The 23599-nt window shown below is 61.2% G+C and carries 28 protein-coding genes; 18 read left to right on the top strand and 10 right to left on the bottom strand.

All coding sequences use genetic code 11. From position 1 onward, the window contains the following. Positions 1-178 precede the first annotated feature (178 nt). From B5526_RS39425 to B5526_RS11150, 3 genes are all read left to right on the top strand, one after another. Positions 179-307 (top strand): hypothetical protein, encoded by a 129-nt coding sequence (locus tag B5526_RS39425; RefSeq protein ID WP_283807617.1) that lies wholly within the window; start codon positions 179-181, stop codon positions 305-307. Between the two features lie 111 nt (positions 308-418). Further along, positions 419-676, top strand: coding sequence for a hypothetical protein (locus B5526_RS11145; RefSeq protein WP_079538235.1), 258 nt, complete (start codon positions 419-421; stop codon positions 674-676). A 160-nt stretch (positions 677-836) separates the two neighbouring features. Continuing rightward, a complete protein-coding gene (locus B5526_RS11150; RefSeq protein ID WP_079538236.1) occupies positions 837-1226 on the top strand; it encodes a RidA family protein in 390 nt (129 codons plus the stop codon). 61 nt (positions 1227-1287) lie between these two features. On the opposite strand, the gene B5526_RS11155 is transcribed toward B5526_RS11150, so the two are convergent. After that, positions 1288-4611 (bottom strand): NACHT domain-containing protein, encoded by a 3324-nt coding sequence (locus B5526_RS11155; protein ID WP_079538237.1) that lies wholly within the window; start codon positions 4609-4611, stop codon positions 1288-1290. A gap of 264 nt (positions 4612-4875) precedes the next feature. Here B5526_RS11155 and B5526_RS11160 point away from each other — a divergent pair, with 264 nt between their 5' ends. The 3 genes from B5526_RS11160 to B5526_RS11170 all read left to right on the top strand — a co-directional run bounded on the left by B5526_RS11160 (position 4876) and on the right by B5526_RS11170 (position 6329). Next, positions 4876-5130 carry a hypothetical protein gene (locus tag B5526_RS11160; protein ID WP_079544911.1) on the top strand — a complete coding sequence of 85 codons (255 nt, stop codon included), beginning with the start codon at positions 4876-4878 and terminating at the stop codon, positions 5128-5130. Between the two features lie 169 nt (positions 5131-5299). Next, the gene (locus B5526_RS11165) at positions 5300-5959 is read left to right on the top strand and encodes a hypothetical protein (RefSeq protein ID WP_079538238.1); all 660 of its coding nucleotides are present in this window, start codon (positions 5300-5302) and stop codon (positions 5957-5959) included. Between the two features lie 28 nt (positions 5960-5987). Continuing rightward, positions 5988-6329 carry an enhanced serine sensitivity protein SseB C-terminal domain-containing protein gene (locus tag B5526_RS11170; RefSeq protein ID WP_079538239.1) on the top strand — a complete coding sequence of 114 codons (342 nt, stop codon included), beginning with the start codon at positions 5988-5990 and terminating at the stop codon, positions 6327-6329. Positions 6330-6382: 53 nt separating this feature from the next. Here B5526_RS11170 and B5526_RS11175 read toward each other — a convergent pair whose 3' ends face one another. Next, the gene (locus B5526_RS11175) at positions 6383-6856 is read right to left on the bottom strand and encodes a hypothetical protein (RefSeq protein WP_079538240.1); all 474 of its coding nucleotides are present in this window, start codon (positions 6854-6856) and stop codon (positions 6383-6385) included. Positions 6857-6965: 109 nt separating this feature from the next. Here B5526_RS11175 and B5526_RS11180 point away from each other — a divergent pair, with 109 nt between their 5' ends. The 4 genes from B5526_RS11180 (at position 6966) to B5526_RS39430 (ending at position 9963) form a co-directional block, all read left to right on the top strand. Next, complete coding sequence (locus B5526_RS11180; protein WP_079538241.1) at positions 6966-7733, top strand: SDR family NAD(P)-dependent oxidoreductase; 768 nt, start codon at positions 6966-6968, stop codon at positions 7731-7733. 256 nt (positions 7734-7989) lie between these two features. Continuing rightward, complete coding sequence (locus B5526_RS11185; protein WP_079538242.1) at positions 7990-8259, top strand: helix-turn-helix domain-containing protein; 270 nt, start codon at positions 7990-7992, stop codon at positions 8257-8259. Positions 8260-8304: 45 nt separating this feature from the next. Beyond that, complete coding sequence (locus B5526_RS11190) at positions 8305-9486, top strand: cytochrome P450 (RefSeq protein ID WP_079544913.1); 1182 nt, start codon at positions 8305-8307, stop codon at positions 9484-9486. Between the two features lie 111 nt (positions 9487-9597). Beyond that, positions 9598-9963, top strand: coding sequence for a hypothetical protein (locus tag B5526_RS39430; RefSeq protein ID WP_079538243.1), 366 nt, complete (start codon positions 9598-9600; stop codon positions 9961-9963). Positions 9964-9997: 34 nt separating this feature from the next. On the opposite strand, the gene B5526_RS11200 is transcribed toward B5526_RS39430, so the two are convergent. After that, positions 9998-11155 carry a S41 family peptidase gene (locus B5526_RS11200; protein ID WP_433994646.1) on the bottom strand — a complete coding sequence of 386 codons (1158 nt, stop codon included), beginning with the start codon at positions 11153-11155 and terminating at the stop codon, positions 9998-10000. Between the two features lie 223 nt (positions 11156-11378). After that, positions 11379-11645: a DUF2277 domain-containing protein gene (locus B5526_RS11205; RefSeq protein WP_079538245.1), complete on the bottom strand. Its 267-nt coding sequence runs from the start codon at positions 11643-11645 to the stop codon at positions 11379-11381. 118 nt (positions 11646-11763) lie between these two features. On the opposite strand from B5526_RS11205, the gene B5526_RS11210 reads away from it, so the two are divergent. From B5526_RS11210 to B5526_RS11230, 4 genes are all read left to right on the top strand, one after another. Next, the gene (locus B5526_RS11210) at positions 11764-12009 is read left to right on the top strand and encodes a DUF2188 domain-containing protein (protein WP_079544914.1); all 246 of its coding nucleotides are present in this window, start codon (positions 11764-11766) and stop codon (positions 12007-12009) included. A gap of 126 nt (positions 12010-12135) precedes the next feature. Further along, complete coding sequence (locus B5526_RS11215; protein ID WP_079538246.1) at positions 12136-13197, top strand: alpha/beta fold hydrolase; 1062 nt, start codon at positions 12136-12138, stop codon at positions 13195-13197. Positions 13198-13382: 185 nt separating this feature from the next. Next, positions 13383-13736 (top strand): hypothetical protein, encoded by a 354-nt coding sequence (locus B5526_RS11220; RefSeq protein ID WP_079538247.1) that lies wholly within the window; start codon positions 13383-13385, stop codon positions 13734-13736. 372 nt (positions 13737-14108) lie between these two features. Continuing rightward, positions 14109-14714: a pyridoxamine 5'-phosphate oxidase family protein gene (locus B5526_RS11230; protein ID WP_079538249.1), complete on the top strand. Its 606-nt coding sequence runs from the start codon at positions 14109-14111 to the stop codon at positions 14712-14714. A gap of 148 nt (positions 14715-14862) precedes the next feature. Here B5526_RS11230 and bfr read toward each other — a convergent pair whose 3' ends face one another. The 3 genes from bfr to B5526_RS38435 all read right to left on the bottom strand — a co-directional run bounded on the left by bfr (position 14863) and on the right by B5526_RS38435 (position 16385). Next, positions 14863-15348, bottom strand: coding sequence for a bacterioferritin (gene bfr / locus B5526_RS11235; RefSeq protein ID WP_079538250.1), 486 nt, complete (start codon positions 15346-15348; stop codon positions 14863-14865). 224 nt (positions 15349-15572) lie between these two features. Then, positions 15573-15836, bottom strand: coding sequence for a (2Fe-2S)-binding protein (locus B5526_RS11240; RefSeq protein ID WP_079538251.1), 264 nt, complete (start codon positions 15834-15836; stop codon positions 15573-15575). Between the two features lie 183 nt (positions 15837-16019). Further along, a complete protein-coding gene (locus B5526_RS38435; RefSeq protein WP_079538252.1) occupies positions 16020-16385 on the bottom strand; it encodes a hypothetical protein in 366 nt (121 codons plus the stop codon). Positions 16386-16568: 183 nt separating this feature from the next. On the opposite strand from B5526_RS38435, the gene B5526_RS11250 reads away from it, so the two are divergent. Together B5526_RS11250 and B5526_RS11255 are read left to right on the top strand one after the other, a co-directional pair. After that, complete coding sequence (locus B5526_RS11250; protein WP_079544915.1) at positions 16569-16889, top strand: hypothetical protein; 321 nt, start codon at positions 16569-16571, stop codon at positions 16887-16889. Positions 16890-17124: 235 nt separating this feature from the next. Continuing rightward, a complete protein-coding gene (locus B5526_RS11255) occupies positions 17125-17394 on the top strand; it encodes a hypothetical protein (RefSeq protein WP_079538253.1) in 270 nt (89 codons plus the stop codon). A 202-nt stretch (positions 17395-17596) separates the two neighbouring features. Here the strand turns inward: B5526_RS11255 and B5526_RS11260 are convergent, their stop codons facing one another. Then, positions 17597-18823 carry a lytic murein transglycosylase gene (locus tag B5526_RS11260; RefSeq protein ID WP_079538254.1) on the bottom strand — a complete coding sequence of 409 codons (1227 nt, stop codon included), beginning with the start codon at positions 18821-18823 and terminating at the stop codon, positions 17597-17599. A 2-nt stretch (positions 18824-18825) separates the two neighbouring features. Then, positions 18826-20481: an energy-dependent translational throttle protein EttA gene (gene ettA / locus B5526_RS11265; protein ID WP_079538255.1), complete on the bottom strand. Its 1656-nt coding sequence runs from the start codon at positions 20479-20481 to the stop codon at positions 18826-18828. Between the two features lie 228 nt (positions 20482-20709). Here ettA and B5526_RS11270 point away from each other — a divergent pair, with 228 nt between their 5' ends. Both B5526_RS11270 and B5526_RS11275 read left to right on the top strand, forming a co-directional pair. Then, the gene (locus B5526_RS11270; protein ID WP_079544916.1) at positions 20710-20961 is read left to right on the top strand and encodes a hypothetical protein; all 252 of its coding nucleotides are present in this window, start codon (positions 20710-20712) and stop codon (positions 20959-20961) included. Between the two features lie 118 nt (positions 20962-21079). Continuing rightward, positions 21080-22039, top strand: coding sequence for a D-2-hydroxyacid dehydrogenase family protein (locus tag B5526_RS11275; RefSeq protein ID WP_079538256.1), 960 nt, complete (start codon positions 21080-21082; stop codon positions 22037-22039). Positions 22040-22144: 105 nt separating this feature from the next. On the opposite strand, the gene B5526_RS11280 is transcribed toward B5526_RS11275, so the two are convergent. Further along, a complete protein-coding gene (locus B5526_RS11280) occupies positions 22145-23419 on the bottom strand; it encodes a L,D-transpeptidase (RefSeq protein ID WP_172842199.1) in 1275 nt (424 codons plus the stop codon). Positions 23420-23599 lie beyond the last annotated feature (180 nt).

A 23599-nucleotide genomic window follows, 5' to 3' on the forward strand; every position in this document is an offset into this window, starting at 1 on the left:
CTCGGGCGCATCGCGCCGCGAGAATGCGGACGCACATCCTCTCGCTGTTTGACAATCGAATCTGTATTTCCGAAAGCCCGTCACCAGTGGAGTGCCGGACGGTGGGCACGGCGCAATAGCGTATTATCTTCACCAACCAGGCGCCCTTGATCCCCTGCCTCACCCCAGGAGGTACCCCATGGCCCCCATCAAACATTTCGCCGCTCCCGCCGGTCTCACCACGCCGCCGCTGTCGTTTGCGGCGCGGACCGGCGACTTGCTGTTCGTCTCGGGGCTACCGCGAACAATTTGCGGCCTTTCGACTTGAAACCGTCAGGCTTTTGCCGCACCACTTGCGGGCTCAACCATCGCGAAAGATGGGCACCGCCTCGGCGTCCTGCGGAGCCCGGTGCAGCATTTCTAGCCAGGAGGTTTCTTCATGCGTCGCCTTCCCGCCCTTTGTGCCGCTGCCTGCATCGCAGTTGCGGCCGTCGCCGTCGTCAGCCCCGCAGAGGCCGGCTATTATCTGATCCGCTGGGACAACACCGGCGTCTGCCAGGTCTGGAACGACACCCTGACGTTCAAGCCGTGGCAGTGGCCGTCGAATTACAAGGTCATTAGCAAGCCGGTGCCGACCTTCTCCGCCGCGTTTGCGGCGAAGGAAACATTGCGGCAACAAGGCCGCTGCACGGTCTAACGCGAGCGGCAAGGCGGACGAGCGTAGGGTGGATCAGCGGCCCGTCCGCCTTCGCTCGTTGAGCTACGGCGGACAAGTCGCCTAACTCCACCTACGTACTAGCTTCACGAGACGCGTCCCACTGCGCTAAAGTCCCCTGCCTCACCCCAGGAGGTACCCCATGGCCGCCATCAAACATTTCGCCGCTCCCGCCGGTCTCACCACGCCGCCGCTGTCGTTTGCGGTGCGGACCGGCGACTTGTTGTTCGTCTCGGGCATTCCCGGCTTTGACGCCGACGGCGCTATACCGGAAAAGTTTGACGCGCAGTTCGGGTTTGTGGTGCGCAACATCAAGCGCGTGCTCGATGAAGCCGGCGCGACGTTTCGCGATCTCGTCAAGGTCAATGTGCTGTTGACGCGCGCCTCCGACGTCGGGCCGATGAATGCGCTGTATGCTTCGGCGTTCGGGCCGGCGCCTTATCCGGCGCGCACCACCTGCGTGGTGCATGCGCTGCCCAATCCGGCGATGCTGATCGAGATCGAATGCGTCGCCTCGCTCGCGGGGAAGTGATCTGGGCCAAGACGCAGCGATGTAGGGCGGATTAGCGCACGCGTAATCCGCCCTCCTCTCCTCACCCGGTTATCGGCTTTGTAAGCTGAAACAGCTCGACAACGTGCGTCAAGGGATTTCGAACCAACCGGGCAAGCCACAAGCCGCGCAAGGAAATAGCAAGGCCAGGCAAAAAGACCGCCGCCATGGCCACGGCAACCGTTGGCCAGTCGGCAAACCTGTGGATCAGTAGCGCCAGAAATATGAGCACACCAGGAGCCCAAACCATATACGGCGAAAGTTTCAGGATTCCCCAATCTCGGTCAGCGATTGTGGCATATGGTATCGCGCCAAACCCCAGCAAATTACCCAAGAAGAACATTTCCGAATCATCCGACCTATAGTCGTCCGGCCCCCTCCATGACAGGAATATGCAGCATAAGATGCAAATCCCGGTCAGAGAGACGATGACCATTTCGACTGGCTTGTTGGGCCATGCCTCGACAGCCAATCTAGGTACTTCTGTCAAAGCGGCGAGCGAAATCAGCGTCCAAAGAAGCCGGACAGCCAAGAAGTGCCAGCTCGATTCAAACTGATAATGAAACGGCTGCCAGATTCTTCTCCAATGCCAGGGTGTTGGCCTCGGAGACATTCGAACCAGTTCCAAAAGAAATGGCAGTCGAATCTTCTTTGGGACCTGTAAAAGGAGCGGCGCCCATCGCTGGGTCATGAACTCGCGTTCAAATTTTTCTCCGACATCGGACCCTTTATCGGTAACCACTTCATTTTTGCGCAATCTGCCATAGCGAAGGTGGGGGTATTCTACCCGATGCAGACTGCGTGACCGCATCCAATCTTCCTCAACAAGTTCACTGGAGAAGAGCAACTCCATTTGAGCATTTTCAGGGATGCGCTCGGGAAAATCCGGAATTTTGCGTATCTCTGCATCCACGAATTGGCGGAGATACGATGTTATTTGAGGTTGCTGATCGATTAAGAGTGGCACAAAAAGGTAAGGACTTACGTTAGCAGTAGCAGGCATCGAACTAGCCGGAGCTTTTTGAAGGAGATATGCAATTCTTCCTACGACTGCGGTCATCGCATTGGACGTTCCGGCGTCGGTTCGCCATATCCAATCAAGCCGCTCGCTCTCGCCTGAATGAGACGGAATTGAATAATGTTCCATCACCTCCAAAAATTCCCGCCTCGTTATCATTCCGGCGAGCTGCCATGCAACATAGGGACTGCCGTTGTCGATCCGCCAAAGCAGATCAATCAATTGGATTATCGCTTCATGTGTGCCGACCGCGCTGAGATCATCCACTGCCGCGGTAGATCCGTTCGCAGCATGAGCGGCCAACGCGGGAACGGCAAGGTTGCCCAAGCGAACGAGCTTGGGCCTGATCCATTCATTTTGAATATAGTGACTGGATAGAACCTCGGCAGCCTTCGGTAAATTGGTGAACGATAAGGCGCTCGCTGCATGCTCGCGCGCAATCACATTGTGGCCAGCGAGGTTATTTTGCAAAATTTGAAACGTCTTGACCCCCCTGGGCCTCGCGTCCGCCGCAACTGCCGCGAAGGCTCGGATAACCGGTTCTTCCATCTGGTCGGAACCGGTCAACTGCGCCTCGAACGTATTTACAATTGCATCCGCAATCTCTGGCTTGATTTTTTGGGCGTCGGCGAGACACTCGAACGCCGCGATAGCGTCGATTTCCGATACCTTTGCGATCAACTCGGAGCTATCTCGACCCAACCCGCACCATAGCATCAGCGTCTCGCGCCATGCGTTGGGATCTGTTTGAAAGCGACCGAAAAGACCCGCCTGATCATTCTGGAGGGCGACTGCGGCGAAATACTCCTGGATTGTCAGGTGAGCGAATTGGTATTGGCTTCCGCCGTCCACGGCGAGCAATAGACCGCTTCGCTCGACAATTTCCTCAATTACCGACTCCGCTTGGTCCAAAGCGATGTTGAGATCCGGCAATATTTTCTTCACTTCGGCGAGCGCTGTGGGGAGATCGATACTCCTGCCACCCGGCCCAGATTCGCCACGACGATCTTGATTGAAGAGTGCCAAATGTTGGAGAATCAATCGCTTGTGGGCATCTCTGTATCGGTTCGAGCTTTGCTGCCAAATTCCCAGGAGAACATTGGTGGACTGTTCGTAAAAGCCCGCGCGGTTGTGCGGCAATGCGAAGTCCGTATCGGTGTACATGTACGCGATCACCGTGAGCAAAAGCGGGTTCCTCGCCAAAGCCATGATTCTTGGTCGATCTTGGAGCGTGCGCATCAGCTGTTCAACTGAGCGGTCGCCGCGCATTTTTTCTTTCCACGCAGCAAGGAATCGCACGATTTGCTGGTCGTTAAATTCAACAAGCTCAAGAGTGGCGTCCACGGTGGCAACAAACTCTTGATTATATACGGCGTTGCGGCACGTAATGATCGCCCGGCAACTTTCATATTGGTCAAGAAGATCTTGAATCTCTTTGACCACACGTGGACGACGCAGAATATTTACCTCATCCAGCCCGTCGAACATCAGGAGAAGCCGGCCCTCAGTAAGACCGGCATTCACGAAGTCCTCGCCATGCGGAAAGTCATTCAGTTCCAGGATTTTCGTTAAGTGCTCCTCCAAAGGGGTGTCTGAGTCGTTTAGCCGATTGAGCTCCAAGAGAATTGGAATTGGGTTTCCGGGTACCCCGGTAAGCCGCTCTTCCGCATAGGCCAGAGCCAGGCTTCTCAGCAGCATCGATTTTCCTGAACCGGGAGCTCCGATCGCCACCAATCTCTTGAATTCGGCAACTGATCTATCAGCGGCGATCTGATCTACGTCGCTGGAGCCAACCAATTTCAAGGGAACGTATAGCTCTCGCATATTGAGGGGCTGATCGGGGCGGAACGGAATTTTGATATTTTGGTACTTCTCGATCAGCGCCTTGCGGTAGCGACGAAGCGCCTTGCGACGCAGCCATCGATGCCCGGCGAGACGTCGATACAGTTGTTCACGCCACTTCTGGAGCAGCTCCTTCACGCTGTCTTTCAGAAAGGCAGCAAAAATGCCCAAGATGAAAGCGGCCCCTGCGGCTATCCAGCCGATCTTCGGTCCCAGGAAGTCCGACCACGATTTTGCTTTCTCATAAGCATCTTCATACGTACTCAACAACTCTAGAGGCGTGACTCCGAGCTGCGCTGCCTTATTACCGAAAAGAATGTTCAGCCCTGCGATCCCTTCCTGCGGATTGCCCAACTTGGCGTCCCGCTGAGCCCTTTCTTGCACGGACTGGATGAATGCTTTTCGCGCCGGGTCTTCAGCAACTTGCGCTGCCGAGCAAAGAACCGTCATAGCAAAAAGCACAATGGATATTATTAGCCGCGGGCCAATAGCGGAAAATTTCGCCATCGCTGCCTCCGAAATTGTGAAAATGTAAGGTCCAACAATTCAGATAGAATGTGCGGCGCAACACAACCCTGGCAATATGTTAGCGGAAAAATCCGGATCCGGTAAGGCGGATAAGCGAAGCGTCATCGTCGCATCCCCCTTTGAACCTGATCGCGACTTGTCGCTACTCAAGGCATGGCTGGGGCATCGCTTCCCGGCTTAACGCGCCCGCAAACTCAATGTTGCGGCGACGGACCGATATTTTTTCCAAGAGGAGCCATTATGATGCGTCGAATTTCCGCCCTTTGTGCCGCGGCCGGGATTGGCCTTGCCGCGCTGGCCGCCACCAGCCCCGCGAAGGCCGACCCGTTTCATCTGATCCGCTGGTCGGACACCGGTTTCTGCCAGGTCTGGGATGAGAGCATTCCTACCGCGCCGTGGCCGGCGAACTACGCGGCGGTCAGCACGCGGGTACCGAGCTTCATCGAAGTGCTGGCCGTCAAGGAAGGCCTGTTGCGCGCCGGCACCTGCGCGTTCTGAAACTTGTGCGTTTTGAAAGTGTTCGATCGGCGGAGAGGTGGGCACGGTCGCGGCATCGCGCCGTGCCCACTTATTCTCGCCTCGAACGTTCGGCTGGTGCCCTTGACAGTTGCAGGCGTCGCGCGCGCATGAAGCGCGCTGGCCCATTCAACGAGAAAGTCTTCCCGCATTGAGTTCAGCCCCGACAACATTCGCTGTCATCGTTGCGACCGGCCTGCTCTGCGCCGCGGCCACCCCATCGCGGGCCGAAAGCCCGGCCGCCGTGCCGGAATCGTTCACCGTGATCTCGCCGGTATTCGGCCAATTGGTGCGATTTTCGATGCCGAGCAAGTTCGTCGCCGCCTTCGAGAATACCAAGGACGCATTTTACATTCGCGAAGCCGGGCTCAAGGGCGAAACGGTCAATCAGTGGTCGCAGATGATTACCATCACGGCCAACAAGGGCCTTGCCAGCGCTCCCAACTACTCGCCGCAAAATCAGGCGGGATCGATCGCCGGAGGATTCAAGAAAGCCTGTCCGGACAGCTTCGCCGCAAAAAGTCTTGGCGAGACAAAATTCGGCGACCGGGATGCCTTCGTCGCGGTAGCCCGTTGCGGAAAGGTCGAGGCCGGCGCCAACGAGCACAGCGAAACAGCGCTGATCGTCGCGGTGAAAGGCGCATCAGACGCCTATACCATCCAATGGGCCGAGCGCGCGGCGCCGATCTCGGGCGCCGACATCGACGAGGCCAAATGGCAGGGGCGGTTCCGCGAGCTGCTGCCGATCCGGTTGTGCGCGATCGTATCAGGCGAAGCCGCGCCCTATCCGAGCTGTCTGCAACAGAAATAGCGCAGCCAGCCATGACCGGGAGACCCGCTTGATCGACCAGTTCCCCACTCCCGAGATCACATTCCTGGGCGAACAGGATGGCCCGGCCGCGCGGCGCCTCAAGGATGCGCTCGCCACGATGCTGCTTCAGGACATCACCGTGGACAAGGCTTACCTCGCCCGCGTGCTCTATGACGGCAAAACCAGCGGTGTGATCCTCGCCCTCAAGACCCGCGACGAGGTCGACAGCGAAAAGCTGGTCGCGCAGGCTGGCAAGAGTTTTGCGTCGATCTTCAACGCCAACGCCCATCTCGACATTATTTTTCTCAGCGATGCCCAGAACGCCGAGATCATAAAAGTGTGCCCTTCATTTTATGACCGGAAGGCCTAACCGGTGGGCCGGGCCAGCCGAGCGCGCGGGGCTCTCGCAAGCGCGGCAAAAGCCTATCTCTCCTTCATCAGCGCATCGCGCGCCGCGGACAGTTCCAGAAATTCCCGCGCGCTGCCGCCAGCGTCCGGGTGCGCCCGCTTGGCCACGCGTTTATAGGCTTGGTGGATCTCGACGCCGGACAGCCGGCGGCCGAGCGGCAATCCGAGCAGATGCCGGTATCGCTCCTCCGGCGTCGGCAATTTCGGCGCGACACCGCGCTTGCCGAACGGCTGGGTGGTGAGCGAATGCAGGACTTCGCGAACGACGCCGAGGCGGCGCCGCGCCGCGTCCTTGGTCGCCTGCTCGGCGGTTTCATCCGAGGCGCTGCGCAGGATCGGCAGCGCTTGGCTGGCCGCCTGCCGCAGCATCACCTCTTGGCTTGAGTGTGCGATCTCGGCGGCAAGGCACGCGGCCTCGTGATAGTCGGGCGCGGCCGCCGACCATATCCGATCAATACCGAGTTTCCATTCCCAGAGCTGTCTATCCATGGGCAGGCGAAATCAATACAACGCGGCGGTAAAGCTTTCCGTTTATGCGCCGGCAATTTTGAATTAGTTTGTAGCGAACGCGAAAAACCAAAAAGCAGAGGAAACCCCCATGCCCCTTCTCCAAAATCACATCGCAGTCGTCACCGGCGCCGGTTCCGGGATCGGGCGCGCGATCGCGCGCGGCTATGCGCGCGAGGGCGCGCGGCTTGTGGTGCTCGATATCAACGCGGAAGCTGCAGCCGAGACGGCGCGGGAAATTCGCGACGCGAACGGCAGAGCGGAGAGTTTTGCGCTCGATGTAACCAGGCGCGACGATTGCGTCGCAATGGCAAAGCAAGTCGCCGACAAGGTCGGGTCGGTTTCAATCCTGGTCAACAATGCCGGCATCGCACGGCGCAACGGCATGCTGGGCGCGGCCGAGGCCGTGACCAAGGATTGGGAAGACATCATCGCGATCAATCTCAACGGCGTCTTCAATGTGACGCAAGCGTTCCTGGAAAGCTTGCGTGCGGCCAAGGGGCGCATCATCAATATCGGCTCGATCCAGTCCTTCATGCATCTGCGCACGCCGACCTCGCCGGCCTATACCGCCTCGAAGCACGGCGTGCTCGGCCTGACGCGCGCGCTCGCGGCCGAACTTGGCAAGGACGGCGTCCGCGTCAACGCGATCGGCCCGGGCTTTATCGAAACTCCGCTGAACGAGAAGACGCGCGCCGGCAATCCGGAACTTGTGAAGGTCTTCGTCGATCACACCCCGCTCGGACGCACCGGCAAGCCGGAGGATATCGTCGGGCCGGCGATCTTTCTGGCGTCGGACCTGTCCGCTTTTGTCACGGGATCGATCGTGATGGCCGATGGCGGATATCGGACGATTTGAAGACGAACCAACGACTGTCATCGTCCGGCTTGACCGGACGATCCAGTATTCCAGAGACGGCAGTGATTGAGCCGAGGGGCCGCGGCGTACTGGATCCCCGCTTTCGCGGGGATGACGACCGGCGTGTTCGGAGGTGCCGTGCCCCCGTTAGTACTTTGTTAACCAAATCACCCCACCTTGCCGTTGGCAGGGGCTGGTCAGTTCACGATGTATTCGCTTCCAGTAAGGAGGCGAAACTTGATCGGGAGTTGCGTCCATGACCCAAGTGTTCCCTATTCATCTGTTCCCCGCCCCTTCGCCTGAAATTCCGCCGTCGCCAACGCTCGCTCCGAACGAAGTCGTGCCGCTCCTGATCGGCTCGACCGTCGACGAGATCGAGCGCGAGCTGGTGCTGCAAACGCTCGCCCGCTGCGACGGCAACCGGACCCGCGCCGCGCGCGTGCTCGGGGTGTCCGTGCGTACCTTGCGCAACAAGATCCGGCAATATTCGGCCGACGGATTAGACGTGCCGGCGCATTGTGATTAATGTCCGCGCCAGCCGGGCGGAAAGTCCCGGGTGGAGCGAAACACCATGTCCAATGCCCCGCATTTCGACATCGACGTTCCAGCGTTCTGGGCCGATCCCTATCCCGCGCTGGCAAGAATGCGGAGAGAGGCGCCGATCGCATTCGTGCCGCAGCTCGGCTCGACTGTGTTCACGCGGCGCGATGATATTTTCACGCAGGAAAAGCGCATCGACGTGTTTTCGTCGCACCAGCCGGCCGGGCTGATGAATACGTTGATGGGTCACAACATGATGCGCAAGGATGGCGATGCGCATATGAAGGAACGCGCGGCGATGTTTCCGTCGGTGTCGCCGCGCACCGTGCGCGACACCTGGATCAGGCAGTTCCAGGCCCATGCCGACCGCATTCTCGATGAGCTGGCTCCTCGCGGCCGCACTGACCTCGCCAAGGCGTTCGCACTGCCGCTGTCGGCGGAATGCCTGAAGGACATCACCGGGCTGACCAACATACGCTTCCAGGACATGGACGCGTGGTCGCAGGCGATGATCGACGGCATCGCCAATTACAGTGGCGACAAGGCGGTCGAGGCGCGCTGCCATGCCGCGACCGCCGGCATCGATGCCGCGATCGACGACATGGTTCCGGTGGTGAAAAAACATCCCAACAGCTCGATCCTCAGCGTCTTGCTCGCCGCCGCGCAACCGATGGAAAGCGTGCGCGCCAACATCAAACTGGCGATTTCGGGCGGCCAGAACGAGCCGCGCGATGCCATCTCCGGCACAGTCTGGGCGCTCTTGACGCATCCCGACCAGCTCGCGCTGGTTCGCGCGGGCAAAGCGAAGTGGTTGGATGTGTTCGAGGAATATGCGCGCTGGATCGCGCCGATCGGAATGTCGCCGCGGCGCGTCGCAAGACATTGGTCCTATGGCGGGGTCGATTTCGAGCCGGAGGACCGCGTGTTCTTCATGTTCGGCTCGGCCAACCGCGATGAGGCCTGTTTTGCCAGGCCTGACGATTTCGACATCACCCGCGACACCCAGAAGAGCATCGCGTTTGGCGCCGGCCCGCATTATTGCGCCGGCGCGTTTGCCTCGCGCGCGATGGTCGCCGACGTCGCGCTGCCGAGCATCTTCAAACGGTTGAACGGGTTGCGGCTCGATCACAGCGAGCCGGTGCGGATCGGTGGCTGGGCGTTCCGGGGCTTGCTCAATCTGCCGGTGATGTGGGACGGCGCGCAGCATTCATAAACCGCGCTGCCGCGATTTCATTGTTGATCAAATCAAGCGGAACCCTGCCGTTCAATTGATGCCGTCATCAAACGTCTGCTAAGAACCGACCAGAAATCGTGGGGGCAGCAATTGGCAGACGATACAGTCACCCGGCAGGGGCGACAGGGACCGCAAGGCGCGCGTGGCGAGATCGGTCCGCAGGGCAAGCCGGGCGTGCGAGGCGAAGCAGGTCCGCGCGGCGAACCCGGCCCGCCCGGGCAACTGCCTTCGATCGAACAAGTAATGCCGTGGCTGCATCTTTTGTTCGACGCCTATGAAGACTACAAGCGCCTGCGCGAACGCGAGGCCCAGGAAGCCAGCGAGCGCGAAGCCGCCGAACGCGAGGCGCTGGAAGCGATCGAGCATGATGATGCATCCGGCGACGATGAGGATGACGACCATCACCGCAAGGACAAGAAGAAGAAGCACAAGCACAAAGACAAGGATAAGAAGTAAGTCTGCGGCCTAACGCAGCGGCGGTGGCCAGCCGTCATTTTTTCTTCAGGACATTCAGCGCGAACTGAAACTGCCGATCTTGCGCTATGCTTTCCGGCGCGGCGGGATCAGCCGGCCTCGCATTTGGCGACGGCGCCGGTTGTTCGACGGCAAAATCGGGGCTCACTCCGTGTTGGTCGAGCGGTTGGCCGGCGGAGGTGTAGATACGCGACGTCGTCAGGCGTAACGCGCCGTTTCCCTCGCCCAGCGCGACCACGGTTTGAATAGTTCCCGCCCCCGCCGATCGCGCGCCGACGATGGTGGCGCGATGGTGCTCTTGCAGCGCGCTTGCCACGATCTCGGCGCCTGCGGCCGTCCCCCCGTTGATGAGAACGACGATCGGCTTGGCCGCGGTCAGGTCGCGGGAATTTGCCTCGAAACGCTGGGTCTCGCGATCGCGGCTGCGCGTGGTCGCGACAAGGCCGTTGCCGAGAAATCCACCGGCAATCGAAACCACGGCGTCGAGGAATCCCCCGGCATTGTTTCGCAAGTCGAGGATGTATCCCCTGAGCTTGTCCTTGCCCGCCCCCGACTGGAGCTTCTCGATCGCGATTTTCAGGTTCGGCGCGGTCAACTCGCCAAATCCGGTGAGCACGATGTAGCCGAAATCGTCATGACGCCTGACGAAAACATTTTGCGGATGTACCGTCGCCCGCGTGACCGCAAATTCGATTGGCTTCTTGCCGCGCGAGACCGTCAACAGGATCCTTGAATCAAGCGGGCCGCGCAGCCGGGCGACGACCTGCGGCAACGGAAGGCCCGCGACCGGCGCGCGACCGATCGCGACAATCCTATCGCCCGCGACGATGCCCGCCTTTTGCGCGGGCCCATTTTCAATCGCGCTGACGACGCCGACCTCTCCCGCATCGATGTTGAGATTCAAGCCGACGCCGCCAAGCTGCAACGCCGCCAAATTGTCGCGCCATTTCGGAGGATCGATGTATTGGGTATGCGGGTCGAGCGCCGTGATCATGCCGAAGATGGCGTAATCGACCAGTTTCTGGGTTTCGATCGCCCCGGCATTCTCCGCCTGAATTCGCTTGAAGGTCGATTCCAGGCGGCCGAGAAGTTGCTCGGTATCGCCTGCCGCGCCGGTATCCGGAACGTCGTTGCCGGCGGTCGAACGTGGATCGATCCCCGGGACTTTCCGCATCGCCTTGATCGCGGCATCGATGACTTTTGCGTCGTCGATCTCATCGACATAGTTGGCGCGGATTTGCCCGAAGGCCTCCTTCACCGCCGCGAAACCTCTGTCGTCACCGACCTCGGCGCTGCGGACAGGGAATGCGAACGCGCCGAGCATTAATGCGAAGATGACAATGCCGGGCCACCGTCTGATCATCATGGCGAGTCTCGCGCGTCGTTCACAGCTAGCCTCATCCAAACCGCAAGCGCGAGCGTTCGCGCGCCTTTTCGGCCTCGGTCTCGCGGTCACGGGCCGGCGCATGGGTATTCAGCGAGGCCAGGAGCCGGCGGGCCGAGGCCGAGACTTCGGCCACGGCGCGGTCGAAGGCTTCGGCGTTCGCCTGCGACGGCTTGTTGAAGCCGGAAAGTTTTCGCACGAATTGCAGCGCCGAGGCGTGGATCTCGTCATCCGTTGCCGGCGGTTCGAAATTGAACAGCGTCTTGATGTTGCGGCACATTTTTTTCTCCCTTGTCCACCGGACATCTGATCCAAAATACCTGCATCGCGCCTCATTTTGGCATAGAATGGGAGCGGAGTTCACCCCCGTCGTCCCCGCCAAAGCCAGCGAGCCCGCCATGTCCCACGTCACCTACAAGATCGTTCAGCATGACGGCGGCTGGGCCTACACCGTTAACGGTGTGTTTTCGGAAGCTTTTGCCACCCATGCCGCGGCGCTGTCCGCAGCCAAGCGCGCCGCCGCCGAACAGCGCGTGCCCGGGCGTACCGAGGCGATCGAATACGAGACCCCCGACGGCAAATGGCACACCGAGACTTCAGCCGGCGGCGACCGTCCGGAGACGGATGTCGAGGACACGGCGTAGTATTCCCCTGACAGGACGAAATTTTTTTGAGGCACCGGCGACGCCGCCATCTCCGCTCGCCTCGTGCGGCATGGTAAGCTCACGGCGAAACGGCGCCGAGAGCGGCCGTGCCGGGGAAGACGCACCATGAAATTTTCGCACCCAGTGTTAACGGCGATTTTTGCAATGACTTCATTCACGGCACTGGCCGCCGATTATCCCGCGCCGAAGCAAGGCGACTGGACAATGCGGGATTTCAAATTCCACACCGGCGAAACCATGCCGGAATTGCGGCTGCACTATACCACGGTCGGCGAGCCAACCGGCCAGCCGGTGCTGGTGCTGCACGGCTCAGGCGGCTCGGCCGCGACCATGCTGACGCCGACTTTCGCCGGCGAGTTGTTCGGCCCCGGCCAGCCGCTGGACGCGTCGAAATACTACATCATCATTCCCGACGGCATCGGCCACGGCAAATCATCAAAACCCTCCGACGGCATGAAGACGGCATTTCCGAAATATGATTACGACGACATGGTCGATGCGCAGTACCGCCTGGTCAAGGAAGGGCTCGGCATCAAACATCTGCGGCTTGTGATCGGCAATTCGATGGGCGGCATGCACACCTGGCTCTGGGGGGTGAAGTATCCGCACATGATGGACGCGCTGGTGCCGATGGCGTCGCAGCCGACCGAGATGGCGGCGCGCAATTGGATGCTGCGGCGAATGATGCTGGAAACCATCCGCAACGATCCCGATTACATCAGCGGCAATTACACAGCACAGCCGCGGATGATGAAATACGCCATCGCCGCCTATCGCATTGCTTCCGCCGGCGGCACGCTCGGCTATCAGACGCTCGCCCCGACGGCGGCAAAGGCTGACAGGATGGCCGACGAATTGCTGGCGACGCCAGTGACGGCTGACGCCAATGACTACATCTACCAGTGGGAAGCCTCGCACGATTACAATCCCTCTGCCGGGTTGGAGCGGATCGAGGCGACGCTGCTTGCCATCAATGCCGCCGACGACGAACGCAATCCGCCGGAAAACGGCGTCACCGAGGCCGCGATCAAACGCGTGAAAAATGCAAAACTTTATCTGATCCCGGCGAGCACCGAGACGCGCGGCCATCTCACGACAGGTGACGCAAAATTCTACAAACAGCAACTGCAGGAATTGCTGCAGACGGCGCCGCAACGCACGATGTGAGGCGGACGATTTCGCACCGCATCAATTGGTAAATGGCGCGCGTCGCTTATTTTTTGAGCGTGCATCCGCAGGAGAGCTCGGGCTTAATTGCATTTAGCCCTTTAAGATTCGTGCGCGCCGGGAAGTCCCGCGCGCAATGACGAAGCCGGATACAACGACGCTAATTTAACGATGCGGAGGATCGCATGCGAAGGTTCGCGCAGCTCGCCCTGCTGGCGTGCCTGTCTGCGCTGACCAGCGCGGCGCTCGCCTTCGACAACGGGCAATTTGAGAACGTGCCTTCCGACATCCGTGCCTGGTTCAAGGGCGTGATCGCGCCGAACGGCGTGCCCTGCTGCGACATCTCCGACGGCCATCGCACCGAATATGATTTTCGCGAGGGCGCCTATTGGGTGCCGATCGAGGGCCAGTGGATGCAGGTCCCCGCGCACGCCATCATCCGCGACCGCGGCAATCCGGTCGGCGAGGCCGTGGTGTGGTACGTGCATCACCGCGGCGGCATCGTGATCAGCTGTTTTGTGCCGGCGGACGCGGTGTGAATGCTACAACTGCCGTCATCCTGAGAGTCTGACCGGAAATGCGGCCAGCCCATCCAGGCACTTTCTAACCACGTCATGGCCGGGCTTGTCCCGGCCATCCACGTCTTTCTTGTTTTCCACCTGTAAGACGTGGATGCCCGGGACAAGCCCGGGCATGACGAGTTTCACTAGAACCACCGGTTCCATTGGCTGCATTTTCAGTCAGTCTCTGAGGTGCGAGCGCAGCGAGCCTCGAAGGATGGGCCACGGGCTATCATCCTTCGAGGCGCGCAAGAGCGCGCACCTCCGCGATGAGCGCACTTGCGCTCACGCTGGGATGACGACCGCGCTGCTTGCTGATACTCTCTCCAAAACCATGATCGGAGAATAGCCGTGACCGACCTCAGCGCCAGCGACCTCGCCACGATCTACGCAAAACCCACCCCGCGCGTGATCGCGAAGGCGCGGCCGGAGATCGACGTGCATGCGAAAAAATTCATCCAGATGTCGCCGTTCTGCGTGCTGGCGACGTCGGGCTCCGACGCCAGCGTCGATGCCTCGCCGCGCGGCGGCAATCCGGGTTTTGTCCATGTCGCAGGCCCTAACCAGCTTCTGATGCCGGATCGCTCCGGCAACAACCGGATCGACAGTTTTCGCAACATCGTCGAGGGAAGCGGCCTGCTGCAACTGATCTTCTTCGTGCCCGGCATCGACGAGACGCTGCGCGTCGGCGGCAAAGGCAAGCTCACAACGGATCCGGATCTGTTGGCGTCGATGGTGGAGTTCGGCAAGCCGCCACGCGTGGTGCTGAGCATTGCGGTAGACGAGGTCTACTTCCATTGCGGCAAGGCGCTGATGCGCTCGAAATTGTGGTCGGCAGATACCCGCGTCGAACGTTCCGTGCTGCCGAGCATCAGCCAGATGATCCACGACCAGACCAGCCTCGGCGAGGCTGAACCCCAGGCCGTGGTCGAAGAGCGTTACAAGACGCAGCTGTAAGGGAAGTATTTCAGCGCCGCACCAACGCTGTCATACCCGCGAAGGCGGGTATCCAGTACGCCGCGGCCTTTCGGCTCTATCGCCGACGTCTCTGGAATACTGGATCACCCGCCTTCGCGGGTGATGACAGCTATGAACGCGGTAAGGCCTAGTGCTCGCTCTCCAACCCGCCGACATGCTTCTGTGTGTAGAGCTCGAGCCCGATCCGTCCAATCAGATCGAGCTGGGTTTCGAGGAAATCGATGTGATGCTCCTCGTCCTTCATCAGGCTCTCGAACAGATCGCGCGAGACGTAATCCTTGACGCCGTGGCAATAGGTCGCCGCCTCCTGGTAGAGATTGCGGGCGCTGATCTCGGCGGCAAGATCGCACTCGATGATTTCCTTGACGTTCTGCCCGATCCGCAAGGGGTCGAGCACCTGCATGTTGGGAAACCCGTCGAGGAACAGGATGCGGTCGGTGAACTTGTCGGCGTGCTCCATCTCCTCGATGGATTCCTTGCGCCAGGTCTTGGCCATTTCCAGCAAGCCCCAATTGTTCAGGAGCCGGTAATGCAGCCAATACTGGTTGATGGCGGTGAGCTCGTGGCGCAGGCCCTTGTTGAGGTAGTCAATGACTTTTGCGTCGCCCTGCATGATGCACTCCGCTGGCCGGGTAAGGTAACTTAGAAGGCTACTAGCGCATGATCCGCCAAAGTGTAAGCGGTTTGGCGAAAAGATCATGCGCTAAATACAATATTAGAGCGCGATCGGACGCAAAACCGGATTCCACTTTTGCTGATCGCGCTCGGTCACATTACGCGCGGGAGCAACCCATCGGTTGAAAATGGCGGGCGGAAACAAACGGGATTTTGAGGGCTTCAGGAGGCAGCGAGGGCGAATTCGCCGTGGACATCCGCGTCCACATCGCTGCGGCTGTGCGGGCAGCCTGCACAGCAGGCCTTGGCGCAGGCGCCTAACGCATCGTCGATAATGGTCTTGATGGTGCGCGCGCAGCGGCCGCATTCGGCGCTGCAGCCGAGACAGCCGTAGATCTGTTTGGCGTTGCGCGGAAGGTCTTCCGAGGCGTTGACGGCGTTACGTACATCGTCGTCGCTCAGTACGTTGCAGGAACAAACAATCATGAAAACGCAAATGCCCTTCGGTGATGCTGAGCCATCAGATATTTAAGGCTGCGGCCGGATGCAAAAGGAAAAACCGTGTTTTGAAGTGATTCCAAACTGATCCCGATAGAGCCTAGAACGGCTCTAAAATGGGCTGGTTGCGGCAGATCCACATGGCGGTGCTTTTTCCGTCGGCGCGTCGCGTCAATCGCCTCCGCCGCCTCCACCACCGCCACCGCCGTCGCCGCCGCCGCCTCCTCCGCCGTCGCCGCCTCCTCCACCTCCCCCGAAGTCGCCTCCACCTCCGCCTCCGCCAAAGTCGCCGCCGCCGCTAGAGAAGCCGCTGGAATCGACCTGATGTCCCGAACCATCGAACGCGGAATGACCGCCGCCAAACCAGCTTGCGAAGGACCATCCATCGCCGCCGAAATAGCTGGCGGGGTCCGGCGCGACGCCATCGGCGGACGAGCGGCGAATTCGCCTGCGGTTCTCCAATCGGGTCATCAGCAGGTAGAACACCACCGCCGCACCGCCGACCGCGATCACAAATGCCGTGATTGCGTTGGTCATGATTCCTCGCGCCCGGACCAGCCCTTTGCCGTCCGATTGTGCACTGCAAAAATGCCTTGGGACGGCCCATATTGGTCGCCAAATATGGCGCCCTCGTTCATTGATCATTCAAGCGAAATGTGGAAGTTTCGCCGCGACGGACGGCCTCATCGGCCGTCCTTGCTCGATGAGAAAGGTGACGCCATGAAGAAGACTTTGATGGCATTCGCTGCCGTCGCTACCCTTGCTGTGTCCTCGGTGGCGGCGCCCGCCCCGGCCCATGCACAACGCGGTGTCGGCGCAGCGATCGCGGGCGGAATCATCGGCGGCGCCATTGTCGGCGGCGCGCTCGCCGGCCCTCGTTATTATGGGCCCGGCTATGGCTATTACGGTCCCGGCTACGGCTATTATGGCAGCCCGGCCTATATCGCCGACGACGACTATTATGGCGGCTGCGTCTGGCAGCGGCAGCGGTTCTGGGATGGCTATGGCTGGCGGATTCGCAACGTGCGGGTCTGCGGCTAAACGCGGTTCATCTTCGTTGCAAACAAGCCCGACCGTTCCCGAAACATAGCGTTTTCGGGAACGTTTATCGTTATCGGCCTGAAAAAACCGCTTTTTCAGGCCACGCACTGAGAACGTTTACTTTCGATTGACTGTTGTGCGCTTCCTTCTAGCGAGACGGCCAGTTTCGAATCAGGCGTGATTAACCATCAACCCGGCGCCGACCGAAGGCGCCATCTCCAGGAGAGCCCAAGACATGAAGAAGACATTTGCTGCCTTGGTCGCGGTCGCTACCGTCGCTGCTTCGCTCGCAGCGACCCCGGCAAGCGCACAGCGCGGCCTCGGCGCCGCTGTGGCTGGCGGAATCATCGGCGGCGCGATCGTCGGCGGTGCCATCGCCTCCAGCCGCCCGGCCTATGGCGGTCCGGTGTATGTGGAAGAAGCGCCGCCCCCCTGCCGCTGGGTTCGCGAGCGCTTCTGGGATGGTTACGACTGGCGCTTCCGCCGTGTCGAGGTCTGCTACTGATCCGATCGGCGATAACAGCCGCGATCTTGAACCCGGCCGATGCTTCGGCCGGGTTTTTTCTTTGTGCCCGTCATTGCGAGCCAACGGGTCGCACGAACGCGCGCCCGATGACAGGCTCCGCGAAGCAATCCAGCTTCCTACGTCCCGGCGTCAAAGCTGGATTGCTTCGTCCGCTGCGCTCCTCGCAATGACGAAAAAATAGTCAGCGCGCCGTGCTGATCGAACGCAGCACCGTTTCGCTCGGCCAGCAATCGACCTTGAGCCCGGCCGACTTCTGATAGGCACCGAGCGCCGCGCGGGTTTTCATGCCGGCCTTGCCGTCGACCTTGTCGGCATAGAGACCGATGCGCGTCAGTCCGCGCTGCATCGCTTCGACATCGGCGGTACGGAGCTGGGTGGACGCCGACCACGGCGTTGCGAAGGCGAGCGGGCTCAGCATGCGGTCCGCGAGGTGGCCGACGAACAGCACGTACAAATCGGAAAAATTATATTCCTTGATGACGAAATAATTCTTGGTGGTCAAAAAAGCCGGGCCGTAGATGCCTTCGGGCTGCAGCAGCGAGGCCGGCTCCGCCTGCTCGGCCGGCTTGAGCTTTTGCCCGCGCACCGGCACAAAACCTGCGCGCAGCCATTCGCCGATCGGTTTTGTCACCTCCGGCACGCCCTGCGTGCAATCGACATTTGCCGGCGCCTGCACCTCGTAGGCCCAGCGCACGCCGCTCTGCCAGCCCTTGTTGACGAGCTGCTGGGCTGCGGAAGCGAGCGCGTCCGGTACCGAATGCCAGATGTCCTTGCGCCCGTCGCCGTCGAGATCGACGGCATGCTTGTAAAATTCCGACGGCAAGAATTGCGTCAGCCCGGTGGCGCCAGCCCAGGATGAGCGCATGTCCTTGCGCGCCACCTCGCCGTCGCCCAGGAGTTTCAGCGCCAGGATGAACTCGGTGCGATATTGATCCTTGCGCCGGCCGACATAGGCCTGCGTCGCCAGCACACGCAACCCGTCATAAGGCAGCGTATAGCGGCCGTAATCGGTTTCGCGGCCCCAGATCGCGAGCACGATGGTCGCGGGAACGCCGAAGCGCGTCTCGATCTCGGTCAGCGCCGGGCGGTATTTCTGCATCAGCCGCTGGCCTTCGCTGGCGAGCCGCGCGATGCTTGCCTCCTTCACATAATCCGCCGGCACCTGCACGAACTCGGCCTGCGATGGCGCGCCGGTCGCCGGCCTGCCGGGCAGGATCAGATCGGGCAATTTGTAATCCGGCTCGAGGCCGCTTGTCTCAGTGTCGAACGTCGCGCGCGAGACGCCGGCGGCTTGCGCTTCCGGCCATAGCGAGGCGATGAATTGGGTGAAGCCTGCATCAGTGGCGCGGGCGGGATGCGATCCACCGAGAAAGGCGAACACCGCGGCAATGAACGCCAACCGCTTCATCTTCACCTTGTCAGCTTCTTGTACTTCACGCGATGCGGGATGATCGAATCCTGACCCAGCCTGCGCATCTTGTCTTTCTCGTAGTCCTGGAAATTGCCTTCGAACCATTCGACATGGCTGTCGCCTTCGAAGGCCAGCATGTGGGTGGCGATGCGGTCGAGGAACCAGCGGTCATGGCTGATGATCACGGCGCAGCCGGCGAAATCCTCCAGCGCTTCTTCCAGCGCGCGCAAGGTGTCGACATCGAGGTCGTTGGTGGGCTCGTCGAGCAGCAGTACGTTGGCGCCGGATTTCAGCATTTTTGCCAGATGCACGCGGTTGCGTTCGCCGCCCGACAGCGCACCGACTTTCTTCTGCTGATCGGCGCCCTTGAAGTTGAACGAGGAGCAATAGCCGCGCGAATTGACCTCGCGCTTGCCCAGAAGAATGAGCTCGTTGCCGCCGGAAATTTCCTCCCACACCGTCTTCTTGCCGTCGAGACTGTCGCGCGACTGATCGACATAGCCGAGATGCACGCTGTCACCCACCGTGATCGAGCCCTTGTCCGGCTTCTCCTGGGAGGTGATCATGCGGAACAGCGTGGTCTTGCCGGCGCCATTGGGGCCGATGACGCCGACGATGCCGCCGGGCGGCAGCTTGAAGGTCAAATCGTCGATCAAAAGCCGCTCGTCGCCAAAGCCTTTTGTAAGTCCCTCGAAATCGATCACGTTCTGGCCGAGCCGTTCGGCCACGGGAATCGTGATCTGCGCGGTCTGGGTCTGCTTCTCGCTGGCCTGCTTCAACAGTTCTTCATAGCGCTGGTAGCGCGCCTTGGACTTGGCCTGGCGAGCTTTCGGCGACGCCGCGATCCACTCCTGCTCGCGCGCCAGCGTGCGCTGATGCGCGGCCTCCTCGCGGCCCTCCTGCTCCAGCCGCTTTTGCTTTTGCACCAGCCAGGACGAGTAATTGCCCTCGTAGGGGATGCCCTTGCCGCGGTCGAGTTCGAGAATCCAGCCCGTGACATTGTCGAGGAAATAGCGGTCATGGGTGACGATCAGGATCGCGCCGGGATAGTTGCGCAAATGGCCTTCCAGCCACGACACCGACTCGGCGTCGAGATGGTTGGTCGGTTCGTCCAACAGCAACAGTTCGGGCTGGTCGAGCAACAGCCGGCACAGCGCCACTCGACGCCGCTCGCCGCCGGAGAGTTTTTCGACATCGGAATCGTCGGGCGGGCAGCGCAGCGCGTCCATCGCCTGGTCGACCTTGCTGTCGAGATCCCACAGGCCCGCGGCCTCGATCTCGTCCTGCAATTTGGTCATTTCGTCGGCGGTTTCCTCGGAATAATTGACCGCGAGCTCGTTATAGCGGTCGAGGATCGCCTTCTGCTTGGCGACGCCCAGCATGACGTTTTCGCGCACCGTCTTGGAGGCGTCGAGATGCGGCTCCTGTTCGAGATAGCCGACCCGGGCGCCCTCGGCGACCCAGGCCTCGCCGTTATATTCCTTGTCGAGGCCGGCCATGATCCGCAGCAGCGTCGATTTGCCGGAGCCGTTGACGCCGAGCACGCCGATCTTGGCGTCGGGATAAAACGACAGATGGACGCTATCGAGCACCTTGCGGTTGGGCGGATAGGTCTTGGACAGGCCTTGCATGAAATAGACGAACTGACGGGCCATCGCGATCCCTTGAAAACCGTGGATTTACGGAGATTTGCTGGCGCTGATGTAGCGGCGCGGCCCCCAAAGGGCAACCGCGGCCGCGGTGTTTTCCATCCGTTCACCAGTATCATTACGGGTAGGAACAATTGAAACCTTCTTTTAATGACTCACACCGGAAACTGCCCGCCAGCCCCCAAAAAAGGGCTCCGCGCGACCGAAGTCGTCGGACAAAAAGGCAGGACCGTCATGACTATGATCACCTCGGAATCCCTTTCGCCCACTGCGGGCAGCCGCGACGGGTCGAGCCCTTTCGCTGAATACCGCACCTTCTGGCGCCAGTTCTTCACCCGGGCGTTCAACCCCTACCGGCCGGAACTGCATTATATGCGCGGCCCAGGCCCCGCCTGGCACGCCAAGCATATGGCGGTGTCACCCGCGGTCCATTCGATGGTCGCGGAAATCCGCGCCACGAAGGCGCGCAGGGCACCTGCGCGCTAAACAGCCGGCGCTTTTTCTGCAGCAAGCCGCTTGCGCGCTTCAGGATTGCGCGCGACCATGGCGCTTCCCGGACGGCGTCTAGCTTGAGCCGTCATCATCGCCATGAACGGACCTCGCCATGACGCGGCTGCGCTGTGCAATTCTCGATGACTATATCAATTTGGCGTTGCGGGTCGCGGACTGGTCGAAAGTCTCCGACCGCGTCGACATCACGGTGTTCAACCAGCCCTTTGCTTCCACCGAGGCCGCAGCCAGCGCGCTGAAGGGTTTCGAGATCATCTGCGCGATGCGCGAGCGCACGCCGTTTCCGCGCGCGCTGTTTGCCGCATTGCCGAAGCTGAAGCTGCTGATCACCTCGGGCATGCGCAATGCCGCGATCGATATGGAGGCCGCCAAGGACCACAAGGTGGTCTTGTGCGGCACGCAATGGGGCCGCGACCCCACCGCGCCCTTGACCATGGGCCTGATCCTGGAACTGACCCGCAATATCGGCCGCGAGAATGCGCGCATGCATGCGGGCGAAGCGTTGCAGAAATTCGTCGGCATCGAGATCGAGGGCCGGACGCTCGGCGTGGTCGGCCTCGGCAAATTAGGCGCCAAGGTTTCAGGGCTGGCAAAAGCGTTCGGGATGAACGTGATCGCCTGGAGCCCGAACCTGACGGCGGAGCGATGCAAGGAGGTCGGCGTCGCCTACGCCACCAAGGAGGAGCTGTTTTCGACCGCCGACATCGTCACCGTCCATGTGGTGCTGAGCCAGCGCTCGCGCGGATTGGTCGGACGGGAGGATTTGGCGCGGATGAAGCCGACCAGCTACCTCGTCAACACCGCGCGCGGGCCGATCGTCGATGAAGCGGCACTTCTGGAAACCCTGAGCGAGCGGAAGATCGCGGGTGCAGCGGTCGACGTGTTCTCGGTCGAGCCGCTGCCGGTGGATCATCCCTTCAGAAAACTCGACAACATCGTGCTGACGCCGCATCTCGGCTATGTCACCGAGGAGAGCTTTCGCTCGCACTACAACCAGATGGTCGAAGGCATCGACGCCTGGTTCAAGGGCGAGACGCTGCGACGATTGGCGTAGCACGCACAACCGTCATTGCGAGGAGCCAACGGGTCGCAATGACGGAGCAATAAAAAGGCGCGCCGCGGCGCGCCTTTTTTGGATGGTGTTTGCCGATCTTACCGGTTAGCGCACCGTCACCGGCGCCGGCAGCTGCGGCACGACGGTCGGCTGGGTGCCGGGGGCGACGCCCGATACTTGGGCGGGTACTTGGGCGGGTGGCGGCGCGGCACCTGCGGGTCCGGGCGACAGCGGCCCGGGTGGCAGCGGCTGGGCCGACGCGGTGGTGGTTCCCGGCGGCGGGCCGCCGGGCCGCACGACCACGCGGGTGCCGACCTTGACGCGGTCGAACAGGTCCGAGACGTCCTCGTTCAGCATGCCGATACAGCCCGAGGAGACGAACTTGCCGATCGTCGAGGGTTGGTTGGTGCCGTGAATGCGATAGACCGTGTTACCGAGATACATTGCGCGCGCGCCGAGCGGATTGCCCGGGCCGCCCGCCATGAAGCGCGGCAAATAAGGCTGGCGGTCGATCATCTCCGGCGGCGGATGCCAATCCGGCCACTCGGCCTTGCGCGAGATTTTCTGCACGCCGGTCCAGGTAAATCCGTCGCGGCCGACGCGGACGCCGTAGCGGATCGCGCGCCCGCCACCCAGCACGTAATAGAGATAGGTGTTCGGGGTATCGACGATCAGCGTTCCCGCCGGTTCCTTGGTAGCGAAAGCCACTTCCTGGCGGCGCAGGTTCGGCGCGAGCTGCACCGGCGCGACCTCCGGCTGCTCGTCCGGCGGCAGCGCGGATAGCACCATCGGCTTGCCGTCGGCGCCGACCGGAGGCTGCTGCGGCTGCACCGATCCGGTAACGCTGCCTTGGCCGCCAACCGTCTCCGGCGGACGAGGTGCGCCGTCTTCGGGAGCGCGGTTGGAATAGATCACGGGCGGCGGTCCGTCGCGACGGCCGTAGCGCGGATCATCGGGGGACAGGATCGGACCGGTCGGCGCGCCGCTCCGGTCGGTATAGGCCGGCGGGGGTCCATCCGGGCGGCCGTAACGAGGGTCATCCGGCGACAGGATCGGACCGGTGGGCATCGGAGCGGGAGGCGTGCTGCGGTCGGTATAGACGGGACGGCGGCCGTAACGCGGATCGTCCGGCGAAAGCACCGGGCCGGGCGGCGGCAGCGCCGGGGAATTCATCGCCTCGTCATCGTCCAACGCATCGAAATCCGGCGTTCCCGGTCCGCGACGATAGTCGGCGGGGTAGCCACCCGGGACATACGGCTGCGGCGCCGTCGAATAAACACCGCCGGGGGGTGGCGGATAGGACTGTGCCAGCGCGAGCGAGGTTCCCGCCGCGACAGCTGCCACGGCAGTGCAAATCGTCAGAATGCGTTTGGTCATCATCGCTCTTGTATAGCCCCGAGCCCACACCGGACCGTCAGTGGCAATTGGCCGAAGATAGCGGCGCATTCAAGACAAATCCTCGAAATCACGTCAGATTCCCGTCATTTGTAATGATCGTGAACACCGTTGCAGCGAAGCCGCACAAGGTTAAAGAAGCGTTATCGGCGGTGCCGGCAGATC

This window comes from Bradyrhizobium lablabi, from assembly GCF_900141755.1.
Classification (GTDB): Bacteria; Pseudomonadota; Alphaproteobacteria; order Rhizobiales; family Xanthobacteraceae; genus Bradyrhizobium; species Bradyrhizobium lablabi_A.

Coding starts and splice junctions, on each gene's coding strand:
- B5526_RS11270 (WP_079544916.1), top strand. CDS start 20,710: ATGACTATGATCACCTCGGAATCCCTTTCGCCCACTGCGGGCAGCCGC.
- B5526_RS11190 (WP_079544913.1), top strand. CDS start 8,305: ATGTCCAATGCCCCGCATTTCGACATCGACGTTCCAGCGTTCTGGGCC.
- B5526_RS11150 (WP_079538236.1), top strand. CDS start 837: ATGGCCGCCATCAAACATTTCGCCGCTCCCGCCGGTCTCACCACGCCG.
- B5526_RS11240 (WP_079538251.1), bottom strand. CDS start 15,836: ATGATTGTTTGTTCCTGCAACGTACTGAGCGACGACGATGTACGTAAC.
- B5526_RS11205 (WP_079538245.1), bottom strand. CDS start 11,645: ATGTGCCGCAACATCAAGACGCTGTTCAATTTCGAACCGCCGGCAACG.
- B5526_RS11185 (WP_079538242.1), top strand. CDS start 7,990: ATGACCCAAGTGTTCCCTATTCATCTGTTCCCCGCCCCTTCGCCTGAA.
- B5526_RS11210 (WP_079544914.1), top strand. CDS start 11,764: ATGTCCCACGTCACCTACAAGATCGTTCAGCATGACGGCGGCTGGGCC.
- B5526_RS11145 (WP_079538235.1), top strand. CDS start 419: ATGCGTCGCCTTCCCGCCCTTTGTGCCGCTGCCTGCATCGCAGTTGCG.
- B5526_RS38435 (WP_079538252.1), bottom strand. CDS start 16,385: ATGACCAACGCAATCACGGCATTTGTGATCGCGGTCGGCGGTGCGGCG.
- B5526_RS11160 (WP_079544911.1), top strand. CDS start 4,876: ATGCGTCGAATTTCCGCCCTTTGTGCCGCGGCCGGGATTGGCCTTGCC.
- ettA (WP_079538255.1), bottom strand. CDS start 20,481: ATGGCCCGTCAGTTCGTCTATTTCATGCAAGGCCTGTCCAAGACCTAT.
- B5526_RS11280 (WP_172842199.1), bottom strand. CDS start 23,419: ATGATGACCAAACGCATTCTGACGATTTGCACTGCCGTGGCAGCTGTC.
- B5526_RS11250 (WP_079544915.1), top strand. CDS start 16,569: ATGAAGAAGACTTTGATGGCATTCGCTGCCGTCGCTACCCTTGCTGTG.
- B5526_RS39425 (WP_283807617.1), top strand. CDS start 179: ATGGCCCCCATCAAACATTTCGCCGCTCCCGCCGGTCTCACCACGCCG.
- B5526_RS11220 (WP_079538247.1), top strand. CDS start 13,383: ATGCGAAGGTTCGCGCAGCTCGCCCTGCTGGCGTGCCTGTCTGCGCTG.
- B5526_RS11215 (WP_079538246.1), top strand. CDS start 12,136: ATGAAATTTTCGCACCCAGTGTTAACGGCGATTTTTGCAATGACTTCA.
- B5526_RS11260 (WP_079538254.1), bottom strand. CDS start 18,823: ATGAAGCGGTTGGCGTTCATTGCCGCGGTGTTCGCCTTTCTCGGTGGA.
- B5526_RS11155 (WP_079538237.1), bottom strand. CDS start 4,611: ATGGCGAAATTTTCCGCTATTGGCCCGCGGCTAATAATATCCATTGTG.
- B5526_RS11275 (WP_079538256.1), top strand. CDS start 21,080: ATGACGCGGCTGCGCTGTGCAATTCTCGATGACTATATCAATTTGGCG.
- B5526_RS11255 (WP_079538253.1), top strand. CDS start 17,125: ATGAAGAAGACATTTGCTGCCTTGGTCGCGGTCGCTACCGTCGCTGCT.
- B5526_RS11175 (WP_079538240.1), bottom strand. CDS start 6,856: ATGGATAGACAGCTCTGGGAATGGAAACTCGGTATTGATCGGATATGG.
- B5526_RS11180 (WP_079538241.1), top strand. CDS start 6,966: ATGCCCCTTCTCCAAAATCACATCGCAGTCGTCACCGGCGCCGGTTCC.
- B5526_RS11200 (WP_433994646.1), bottom strand. CDS start 11,155: ATGCGGAAAGTCCCGGGGATCGATCCACGTTCGACCGCCGGCAACGAC.
- bfr (WP_079538250.1), bottom strand. CDS start 15,348: ATGCAGGGCGACGCAAAAGTCATTGACTACCTCAACAAGGGCCTGCGC.